Below are 11,091 nucleotides of genomic sequence, written 5' to 3'. Positions count from 1 at the left end.
TAAACGACTTTGCTTGCCGGAGGACTGGCAGTCACTCACGCTCCCCAGGCTTCGCCATAAACTTTTCATGATGCCAGGAATCCTGGTGCATACTGGAAATATTCCTAATCTTAAATTTCCAAAGAACAGCCCCAATAAAAATGTTTTCCAGTTCGCCATGAACAAAATCAAAAAACTTGTCCCCCTTGCTTGAAAAATGCTACTTTTCACGCAGGTTTTAGGTAATTAAATGAGGTGAGATGAAAATTTTTTTAGTTATTTTTTATTTTTGTTCTCTTTCAAATTCCTGTTTTCCAGTTTCTAAAGAAAAGGTGAATGAAATTTCTAAAGAGGATCAGGCCTATTTAAGAGAGCTTCTTCGAGAAACGTGGGATAGTATCAGTGATTTGGTGGATGATAAAAGTGGTATCCCTTTCGATAATTCGACGCGACAAAATTATACCTCAATGAGTAATATTGGGCTTTATTTAGCTTCGGCTTGTGCAGCCCAGAGGCTTGGATACATTGATGAAATTAAGGCATTGGAATACATTTCAAAGTGTATCACCTTCATAGAACAACTTGAGAAGTGGCATGGTTTTCCGATAAGTTGGGTTCAGGTTTATCATCCTTTTACAACCGATAAAATTGTTTCTCCAATTGATTCGGGGTATCTCGCCGCCGGACTTTTAATTGCCCGTCAAACTTTTCCCTCTCTAGCGTCAAGAATTTCAGATTTGATTAATTCAATGGACTGGAGTTTTTTTTATGACCCGTCAACTCAAACTCTGACAGGAGGTTTTGATCTTAGGGAGAATAAGACGTTACGGTTTAGTTATGGAGATTTAGGAACGGACGCACGAATGGCTTTTTTCCTAGCTGTAGCGAGAGGGGCTGCTCCGCCAGAATTTTGGGATGCTCTGAAAAGAGGTGTAGAAGAGAGGTATAGTATTCAATATCTAGGCCCTGGCTGGAAGGCCGGAGGTCTTTTTCTAGAGGCCATGACAGGCCTTTTCTTAGATGAAAAAGCGACGTTGATGGGAAAATCTGTCGCAAATTTGGCTTATGCTCAAATGATTCATGCGGTTAAAAAGAAGTATGCTGTTTGGGGTTGGTCAGCTTGTGCAGGGCCGCAAGGCTCATACTTGGGCTCAGGTAAGCTGATCGATGATGTGGTCGCTCCTTATGCTTCAGTTCTTGCCATTCACTATTATCCAGAACAGGTCATTCATAACTTGAAGACATTCGAAAAATTTAATCTAAGAAAACCGTATCAATCCAATGAGGGATCAAAAAATTTTGGATTTAGGGATGCAGTTGATCTCTCTTCGGGTAAGGTTGTGCAGCGGTATCTCGTGATTGATCAGGAAATGATTTTTTTAAGTTTATGCAATTTTTTAGAAAAGGGTCTGATTTGGAATTTGTTCGAGAAAGATCCTAGGGTCCAAAAAGGATTATCTTTAATCAAAGATTATCATGAAATATTAAATGGTCAGCTGAAGGATGTTTATCAAAAAAGAGATTTTTCAGGAGGGGAAGGCGCTATTATTTTGCTGGATCTTGGACTTTTAAATCCAGTTGTGAAGCCATTTGTAGAGCCTGAATGGATTCAGGAAGAGGTGCGACATGTCAGGACGCGTGTGGTTGTAGATGGAAAACTACGCGATTGGAAGGATGTCGAGGCATTGACTTTCCCTCTTCAAAGAACCCTTGAATTTGGGGCAGTTGAAAGTGCCGAAGATCTTGACCCAAAAGCTTATTTCCAATGGGATGAAAACTTTCTTTATTTTGCGATGACGGTTGTGGATGATGAAGTGATTAATGATGAAGTGAATGATCATATTTTTAAGGGGGATTGTATTGAACTTTTTATTGATGCTGAAAATGATGGTTTAAATTGGGGAAACCCTAAAGATTTTCAGATTGGTTTTTCACCTGTTTTTAAAGGTCATTTTCCAAAAGCTTGGATTTGGTTTCAGAACCGTGCTGCAAGACCTGATGAGGTTTCTTACACCGTTACTTCATTGGGAGAAGGTCAAAAGGGATATCAGGTTGAGGCTGCGATTTCATGGAAATTTTTAGGAATCAGACCTCATAGAGGTCTTGTTTTAGGAGTTTCTCCTGCCGTTCATGATATTGATCATAAGAAAAGAGAAGCAACTAAATTGAACTGGTGCTACTTACCCCCTAAAAATAAATTGGGGAGCTTGACGCTTGAGGGGAAAAGATAGGTTTCAATTCTATTTTCATGTCCTCTAGGACGGTTGCCAATATTTTTTTAGTGTTGCTTCGAATTCTTTACGATTTTTCTCTCTTTCAAAGGCCTTTTTTGTATTGTCATTCAGATGTCTCTGGCCCTGAATTTTTGTGTTCTGTAACGTGTTTGTCCAACCTCTTACTTGGCGTGAAATGCTTTCTACCAACAATTTCAAATTTGAAATTTGAAATTTCAAATCGTCAAACACACGCATTTGTTCCATGACCGCTAGAATGGACCGCACCTCTCCAGCTGAGCCGCGTGCATAGTAAAGAAAAGTAATTAATTCTTGAGTCGTCCCACGCTCAAAGCCTTCCGCGATGTTATTAGGGATGGACAGGGACGCACGTTGAATTTGATTTGCAATATCACCCTTAAACCGAAAACGCTTGTCTTCGGTCAATTGAAATATTGCGGTTGTTAATTTCACTCCTTCTTTCCAGACGGGCACATCTTCAAACCTCTCAAAAGTCATAAAGGCTCCTGTTTTTATTTCAAATTTGAAATTTGAGATTTCAAATTAGGTTTTAGTATTTTCCGGTGAGTCTGAAGAAGAATCCGTGGGCGTGATCGTCGGATCCTGACTTAAGATCGTCTGAGAAGTCGGTGAAGTTATAACCAGCGCCGAATCTTACATAGTCAATTACTTCACGATCTACTTCGATGAGGAAACCTGTTTTTTGGTCATCGGTGGATGTTTCTCGTCTTAATCTAAATTCACCCGCGATGTCCCATTTGCGGGTGACATGAAAATTAAGGCGGTTAATCCATAAGTGGGTTTTCACTTCAAAAAAGTCGCTTCCTTCGACACTGACTTCACCATATTTAAAGGCATATTTTTCAACCACTTGAAACCAGCGGTTGAGATCATAAATCCCTTCAATAGAGGTTAGATGGGAATGTTCCAGAATATCCAGTCCAAAATCAGATTGGCCATTGGGTTGATCATCATTAAGATAAGTGTATTTGCCCAGCATATTGAAACGGTCAAAATAGATGGGACGATAAGCGAATCCTGTTCCTGCCTCCCAAAATTCGCCTAATGTCGTGTCGTGAGTAGTGTCATTCGTGAAGCCATAATTAAAACGTCCAAGTAAACTTAAGTCATCCGTGGTTTGCCATTTGGCCAGATTTTGGGTCAAGTATTGATGTTGAGTGAGGGAAGCGGATGTTTCATCTTGGCGGAATTCCAGTTTAGTAAAAAGGTTAAGTTTATTCCATTTTGTGTAGCCTAATGTTCCTGAAACGGCATCGCGGTTAAAACCATTGTCACTATCGATTCTTTCATAGTTTCCGCTGAAGGACCAACCTTCCTTCAATCGAGTTTCATAACCGAAAAGATTAGATTCCAGCTCGCCTTTGCGATAGGTCGTGTATTGTTTTTCTGTTGTGAATGTGCTTTTTGAGTCGACTTGAGTGTGGCTGCCGTAGGTTGTCCGTGTGGCATGACCCAGGGCATCGTCAAAACCGATCATTTGGTTGACATAGACACGTGTTTTTTCAGAGGTTTGGGCTTGCAAACCAACCAAAGTTGAATTACCTCTATTCCCAACCGTTTCCTGAGCTTGAAGCCAAATTTTTTCAGTTATTTTCATGTCGGCTCCAGCGGTGGTTTGGTGATTATCAGAGCCGGCCAAGGAAACTTGCTGTTCAATAAATGGAATAAATTTCCCACTCCAGTGATAAGTAGCTCGACCCGCAATGATATCGTCTGATTCATTCGTAACAAAGAAAAAGTCTGAGAGAGGATCATTCTGATTCACCGGGCTCCCGATCTCCTGGTGCCGATATTCACCAATCAGTCCCCACTTCCCTATATCGTGTGTAATTTGTGCGGTTGTCGTGTAGTTTTCTTCTCCCTCAAGTAAATTTCCTGAAAGCCCATTAACGCCAGAAATAGTTGTTGGGGAGGAGAGGCCCACCGTTGTTTCAGAATCATCAATCAGTTTTTGGGTGTCATGTCGAAGATTAAAGAAAGTAGCGGGTGCTAATCTATAACTGAGTTCGCCTCCTATTTTTTGTGTTCCTTCTTGAAAGAGGACGGAGGTACTGGAGAAACCTCTTTGAACATAGGTGTAATAGGATTTAAAGGTTAATTTGTTTGAGACACCCGTTTGAAATTTCATGCTGTAAGCTTCGTGTGCGTCCGGATCAAAGTTGAGATAGGTGGTAGGACTGATTCGACTGAGTTCATCCATGGTCACATTCAGATTACCGGTGTTCCCAGTGATGGTGCCAAAGAGTGTTGGATCTTCATTGGTAAAAGTGATCCCTCCATCGGTTGAGAGATTGGTGGAGGATTGATCGGATCTAGATTGAGCATATTCAGCCGTAAATTTGGTGCGTCGGCCAATCTTATAGATGGCATCAGCGCCGAGCAGCTTATAATTGGGTCCTTCATGGTCATCCTGAACGTAAGTGCCACCCACGCGTAAATTTTCCAAAGCCTGAGTGTGAGCCTTGACTCCACGAGAGGGATTTTCAAGCGGAGAACTGGGATGATATTCATAATCAACCACGAGAAAAGAGGTGTTTCCATCTAAAATATCGGAAGAGATAATCGTGTTTGACCCGGAAACGGAGGAGAGAGGTCGGGTTAAAATAATTCGACCTTGAAAATAATCAATTTCATAATCGACTCCTTCAACAAGATCAACACTTGACGTGATTTGCCCTGTAATTTTGTCACGAGTAATAACGTTAATTTTTTCACTTCCTTCAATGAGATTACGGTTTTTAAGATAATAAAGAGATCCCCCTGTTCCTAAGAATTCGTTATGGTCGGGGGCAGCGTCGGAATTGGCGTAGAAGCCGGTGACTTCTCCATAGGTGTCGCCATATTGATTTGTTTTTTCACGTTCCAGATGGAATTTAGCTCCCGAGAGTGTTCGATTGTAAGTTGCGAGTTGCGTATCAGTAAATCCTGTTTGAAAGCTACCCCATTTAAAATAAGACTTGTCTGCCTCCAAAAGTAAGAACAGCTTGCTTTGGGTGTCGGTTGCCTCATAATCAAGGGTCGCCGAGTCTCCATAAACAGGGTAGTAGCGGTCAGGGTCAATATTCGTAAAGAGTTTGGTATTATTTGATCGGTCTGTGTCCAGGGAAGAGGTGATGAGGTATTTTCCTTTGACCTTTGCTTTTAAATAGTAGGCAATGCGTCTATCTTGATAGAAACCATCATCAAATTGATCATCTTCGCTAATAGATTCCAAATGAGAAGAGACATCTCTGGCACCCAATTCTCCTTCGCCCATTCCCACCATAAAAAAGTAGTCTTCTTGAACATCAACTTCTTTAACATAGGTTAGCGTTTTTCCATTCTCGTCGGTGTTAGAAATTTTGACAACCTGTACTCCGGAAGGAAGAAGGACCTGTCTCTCAAATGTTCCATCTTCATGCACATAAGTTTCTTGCCCATTGATTTTAATGGTTGAGTCAGGTTTTGCATGGCCTCGGACCATGACCGAGTTACGATTCGTAATGGGAATGGATTGACGGGCTGTTTGATTCTCTTCAAGATGCATAAAAGATTCTTGACGCACTTCAATGGGATGTTCTTTTTTGGCGGTGGTTTTGAAAGGCTTTTTATCTGTCCAATCTTCATGGGTCCCATCCGTTATAATGAGCTGGTAGGTATAATTTCGATCTGAGTCTAAAATGATTCCATCATCATTCTTTCCATCCCATTCAACACGAGAGGGGATAGCAGGTTCACCTGTGAGGCCCAGCGTACGAATTATTTTGTCGCGATCGTCCCGAATAATAATTTTCCAGCCTATCGCAAGGTCAAGGTAGTTTCCTTCAATGTAGAAATAGGCAGGCTGAACAAATTGATCGGCTAAAATTTCAAAATTTTCTTGGTTGAGACTTACCTCAAGATGAGGGACAACTTTATCATATTGTTGTGTGACATGAACTTCAAGCTCATTTTGATAACTGGGGGGAATCGTTGTATCCAGAGGTAAAGCAATCGCAAAATTTACCTTCGATAAAAGTCCTTCGGTGATTTTAACGAGATAAGCTTCTTCTGTCACACATTCAGCACCAGGAGGAAGGCTGTGGCGATCTATTTTAATGATATGACGGCCCGGTTTAACTCCTGGAATATGATATTTTCCATGGGCATCCGTATAGATAACCGTTCCTTCCTCGGTTGCTAGACGAACATCGGGTATGCCTTGCTCACCGTGGTCTTGGACTCCATTTTTATTTTGATCGTTAAATACTTTTCCGATCATCGTGCCGAGGTCAAAGATCGGCTCTAAAATGACGGTAGGACCGGAGAGAGAGGTGTTTGAAAGTTGCCATCCAAGACTTGAACTTTTGGCAACGGCGGTTGTTAAATATTGACGCCCAGGTTCAGCCTTGGTTCCAATGACCGCGACATAACTTATGGTGACTTCTTCAGATCCTTTTAAAGTTCCGAGATTAAAGGTAAGGGAACCGTTTTGAGAAGGATCCGCAATCTTTTCTCCATTTTTTTGAGAAGTCCCCGATCGGTATCGAAAAGAATCCGGTAAATCATCTATTAAAAGAACATTGTCAATGGGGAGGGTAGAATTGTTTTTTATATTAAATTTATAAACAAGTAAATCTCCCCGTGCAGCTTCTTTCTTATTTACATCTTTTTTAAGAATGAGCGGATAGCCTGGATCCATGGGAAGAGAGATTTTAGTGTCGCCAGAGAAGTGAAAAAGATCTCCATGATCGCCTTGGATCACTGTTTGATTAATGCGAGAAGGGAAGGTGTAGCCTTCAGCCGAAGCTCGCAGCATACGATAGGAATCAGGTTCAACAAAGAATTCAAAGGGGTTATTGCTATCGGTCTCAATCAAGCTTCCATCCGCACGTAAAAGCTCGACGTGAGTGGTTGTAATCAGTTGTCCGTTGGTGACGTTAAAAACATCTCCTGTAATTTTTGCGGTTGGCTGAAAGTTTGAACAGACAGCATCAAAAACAATATCGCCTCCTCCGCCTTGTCCTGCATCGCCGACTAAAACGAGAACGGCATAAGTCGTTCCTGTGGGAGCCACAGCTGAAATAGAAAACTTTTTATAATCTCCAGAGGCATTGTTTTTTGTAATCTTATCAGAAAGGGTATCCGAAATGAGACGATCCTTTACATCCTTAAATTCTATTTTAAGTTGGCCAAAGGCTCCAAAATCGGTGTTATCCGTGCGGGCATACGCACTAAAATCAAGGGTTTCCCCAGGATGAATTCCGGTGATCACCTCAAAAATACCCGTAAATTGACCGCCAAAGATGTTCATCTCAACCGCGTGTGTTCCATCCAAGGCAAGATAGACGAGAGAAGAATTATCCTTTTGATTGACCAAAGAAGACTCAAAAGGAAACCGTGTCCACCCCGGTAGAATTTCCTCATTCTTAATTCCCGTATCTTCAAAACTGGCATTTGTAGGAAAACTACATCCTTCAACAGATACACTCGAGGATTGTTTATCAATGGCCATCGAAACATCATCGATGAAATATTCGGCCGCACTCGTTCCAGTGCTGGAGGAACCTGATTTCATCACTTGTATGATCGTTGCGCGAACGGCTGTTGTTCCAGAGGGGACGGTTGCTTGCAAAGAAGGACTTGAGTAAGACGAAGAGGTTGCGAAATCGCCAGATTCTTTTACAATCGACGTTCCAATAAATTCGATTTTAAAATGGAGCTCGCCCGTTGCATCCCCAGATGCAAATTTGGCGAAGGCCTGAAGGGTGACGGTATCTCCTACGCCAAAGCCACTGGTAATGTCTTGAAATACACCTGCGACTGCATCACTTGAAGGGGGACCGCAGTCAGAAGCAATGCGCAGTGAAAAAGAGCCACTGTGCTCATTTCCGGACCCATCTCGTTGTGCAAAAATTCTGTTGTTGGGGGAGGGACAACCGGAGGTATCATTCCCAAAAATAGTCCAGTTAGAAAATGAGCTTCCAGACCCCGTCCCTGTTCCGCTTTCGAAACTGGAATTTTGTAAAAGATTGGTTGATGCCTGAATAGGCAAACTCGCTGCCCAAAAAAGCCATCCTGTAACGATCATCTGAGCCAATAAATATTTTTTATTCATGAGCCTCACATTCTAATCCTTCAAACTTACGGATCTCTTCTTTGAATTTTCCGTTGCAATCACATTTCACTTTCATTATCGGCCTCTCTTTCGACGCAACCCCCCTATTCTATGCTCCAAAAGAATTGAGAAGAGCAAAGAAAAAGTGGGAAAATTTTTTTAATGTTCATACGATTTTTAAGTTTTAAAAAATACCTAATTAACTAACACCGTCCCTGTCTACCTGTCTATAGATGAAGCTTTCTGAGTTGAGGGATGAGGAGAGTAGTCTTTGATTTTGGTCATAAGTGTAGTTGTCAGCGCCATGTGAATCTGTCTTCTGGGTTTTGTTTCCTATAGCATCTCGCTGAAGGGTCAATAAATCGATGTCCTTGCCGTTGACTTTGTTGATGAGGCTGAGCAAGCGATTGATATTGTCATAAGAATATGTCCGTTCAATGCCTCCAGAGCCAGTGAGTCCTGTCCTTCTTCCACCTTTATCATAGGTAAAGGCAAAATTATTATAGGGGTTAGTCATCGATGTGAGTCTATTGGCCCTGTCAAATTCATAGGCTGTGCTACCCGTTGGATCACTGAGATTTGTCTTTCTTCCCGCCTCATCATAACTGTATGACAATGTAATACTAGGTTGACTGCCTGCTGTGGTTGTGTTCAACAATTGGCCCACTGCATCATATGCAAATGACAGATTGCTTGCAGTATTTGATGCACTTGTGAGTCGACTGAGTGTGTCGTACCCAAATGCATAAACTTGTTCTGGCGTTGTTTTTGTCGTCAAGCGATTGAGGGCATCATAGACGTAACTGAGGGTGGCTCCATTTGGGTTTTTCTTCTGTGTGACGTTGCTTACTTTGTCATGCGCACAATCTCGCTCAAGGCTAGAGGCTCGAAGCTCGAGGCTAGAAGAATCAAAAGGAATAATCCCACCCCCTAGCGAGGTGGTTGGGATAATTTCCGCCAAAGGCTTTGCCTTAGCTTTTCCTCCAGGCAGAACCTTAAGCATTGGCCCTTCGACCAAGCTTAAAAAGGGAAATTCATTTTCTTGTTTTAGTGCGAAGCCCATAAATTATTTTCAATCATTCAACAAAAGACCTGACCCCTTTTCTACCTTTTCTATCCCGTTAGATTTGCTGATGAGTTCGATGGGGCGATTGGCAGGGGCGTAGTTGTAGGTTCTTTCTATCGTATTACCTAAGGGGTCTATGATGGTTTTGAATTGGCCTGTTGACTCAGCTTGGGCTGGAGCTTCGATAGCCATGCTCCAAAGGAATTGAAAAGAGCAAAGAAAAAGTGAGAAAAATTTTTTAATGGTCATACGATTTTTGAGTTTTCAAATTAATCTAATTTCCTACCAACGCCCCATCTACATCTACACAATCGCGAGGCCTTTAACGTTGCCTAGCTTTGAGCCAGGCCATTCCAACAGGGGACAATCAATAACTGCGCCGCTCAGGGCTTATGAGCGATTTAAATTAGGAATAATCGATTCTATCGGAATGTCAAAATGTATAAATCGGGCCGCTACCATGTTTATGAGAATGTATACCGCGATTAGACTCACCCAGAGTATGTATCTAAGCTTTCCAAATTTACTCACCCCAAAAAACAAGAATACAAAGCAAGTCATATACGCATATATTTCAGCAATAAGAAGAGCCAAGCCTAACGGAAAGATGGTATATATAAAAACTGGAAATCCTGAAAGGAGTTCGCTGGAACTGCATAAAACGATTCCTGTAAAAACTGCCCCAAAAATGAGCTTGAGAAAGAGCTTCCTCATGTCTTACAAGGCTCCTTCTGCTTCTTTTGCTGTTCTTCAAGCTCTTTCTTTATCTTGTCTATTCTGTCAAAGAGATCTTTAGTTTCTTTGTCAGACTTCTCAAGCGCTTTTCTGACTCGTTCCTCTAGCTTCTCGTAAGCTTCTTTATTACCACCGAGCAGGCCAGGAATATGCCAAGGCTTTATTTGCTGTCCAGTAAAATCAGCCGCTTTCTGCTTCTCGGATTCGGTTAATTGATCACTAATATATTCATCAAGTTTTTCTTTAACTTTGTCTTCCCCAAGCAATCCAAAGGGATCCGTTGCATTAATCGGATTATTGCGGACATATGCATAAATATTAATTCCTCCAGCAAATCCTATCGGGTCTTTAGACAAAAATCTCTGCAAACTCGAGTCGTAGTATCTTTCACGAGAATACTGTTGTCCTGTTTCTATATCATATTCTCTTCCCGTGTACTGATAGATATTCCCTATGAATGATTGAGTAATTTTTAGCCCATCTTTGTCGAAGACTGTGGGTTGGCCAAAAGAGGTGTATTGATAGCTTTCAATGATCGAACCTGTGCTGTCGGTGATTTCAGTGGTGGAGCCAAGGGCATCAGTGTGATAAAAATAGTTTGCTCCTGTAGTGAGATTTGTTTTTGCTAAGTGTTCATCGGTACCGGGCCCTTGCGTATACCTGCTCTCGAGTGAGCCATTGACGTATTCAAGTAAGATGTCATCGCCATCATAAATCCATGATGTGGTAGTTGTGCCGTCTGACTTTGAGATTCTTCTCCCTAATGCATCGTATTGGAATGTGACGTTCGTTCCGTCACTCGATGATGCACTCAATAATCTGTTTTCTGATGAGAAGGTGTAGGTCCAGGTAATTCCCCCGACTACCTTGCTTGTGATGTTTCCATTGTTATCATAGGCAAGCGTTGTTCCATCAGTCGTGGATGTAATTTGGTTGAGTTCGTTGTGGGTTCTGGTGACTCCGTCTTTTTCGGTGATGTT

At 41.8% G+C, this 11,091-nt stretch carries 6 protein-coding genes; 1 reads left to right on the top strand and 5 read right to left on the bottom strand.

All coding sequences use genetic code 11. The features are described from left to right. Positions 1-239: 239 nt before the first annotated feature. Complete coding sequence (locus HYS07_10875; GenBank protein MBI1871674.1) at positions 240-2,210, top strand: hypothetical protein; 1,971 nt, start codon at positions 240-242, stop codon at positions 2,208-2,210. 24 nt (positions 2,211-2,234) lie between these two features. Here HYS07_10875 and HYS07_10870 read toward each other — a convergent pair whose 3' ends face one another. The 5 genes from HYS07_10870 to HYS07_10850 all read right to left on the bottom strand — a co-directional run. Beyond that, positions 2,235-2,711, bottom strand: coding sequence for a four helix bundle protein (locus HYS07_10870; GenBank protein MBI1871673.1), 477 nt, complete (start codon positions 2,709-2,711; stop codon positions 2,235-2,237). 52 nt (positions 2,712-2,763) lie between these two features. Then, a complete protein-coding gene (locus HYS07_10865) occupies positions 2,764-8,310 on the bottom strand; it encodes a DUF11 domain-containing protein (protein ID MBI1871672.1) in 5,547 nt (1,848 codons plus the stop codon). A gap of 199 nt (positions 8,311-8,509) precedes the next feature. Beyond that, on the bottom strand, positions 8,510-9,373 hold the full coding sequence (locus HYS07_10860) for an RHS repeat protein (GenBank protein MBI1871671.1): 864 nt from the start codon (positions 9,371-9,373) through the stop codon (positions 8,510-8,512). Positions 9,374-9,382: 9 nt separating this feature from the next. Beyond that, entirely contained in the window at positions 9,383-9,568 is a 186-nt protein-coding gene (locus tag HYS07_10855) for a hypothetical protein (GenBank protein MBI1871670.1), read from the bottom strand. 518 nt (positions 9,569-10,086) lie between these two features. Beyond that, on the bottom strand, positions 10,087-11,091 hold a 1,005-nt coding region (locus tag HYS07_10850; GenBank protein ID MBI1871669.1), incomplete at its 5' end, for a hypothetical protein.

This window comes from Chlamydiota bacterium, from assembly GCA_016178055.1.
Taxonomy (GTDB): Bacteria; Auribacterota; JACPWU01; order JACPWU01; family JACPWU01; genus JACOUC01.
The sequence above is the reverse complement of the archived record's forward strand: the minus strand, read 5'-3'. Positions and strand labels throughout refer to the sequence as shown.

Coding starts and splice junctions, on each gene's coding strand:
- HYS07_10875 (MBI1871674.1), top strand. CDS start 240: ATGAAAATTTTTTTAGTTATTTTTTATTTTTGTTCTCTTTCAAATTCC.
- HYS07_10870 (MBI1871673.1), bottom strand. CDS start 2,711: ATGACTTTTGAGAGGTTTGAAGATGTGCCCGTCTGGAAAGAAGGAGTG.
- HYS07_10865 (MBI1871672.1), bottom strand. CDS start 8,310: ATGAATAAAAAATATTTATTGGCTCAGATGATCGTTACAGGATGGCTT.
- HYS07_10860 (MBI1871671.1), bottom strand. CDS start 9,373: ATGGGCTTCGCACTAAAACAAGAAAATGAATTTCCCTTTTTAAGCTTG.
- HYS07_10855 (MBI1871670.1), bottom strand. CDS start 9,568: ATGGCTATCGAAGCTCCAGCCCAAGCTGAGTCAACAGGCCAATTCAAA.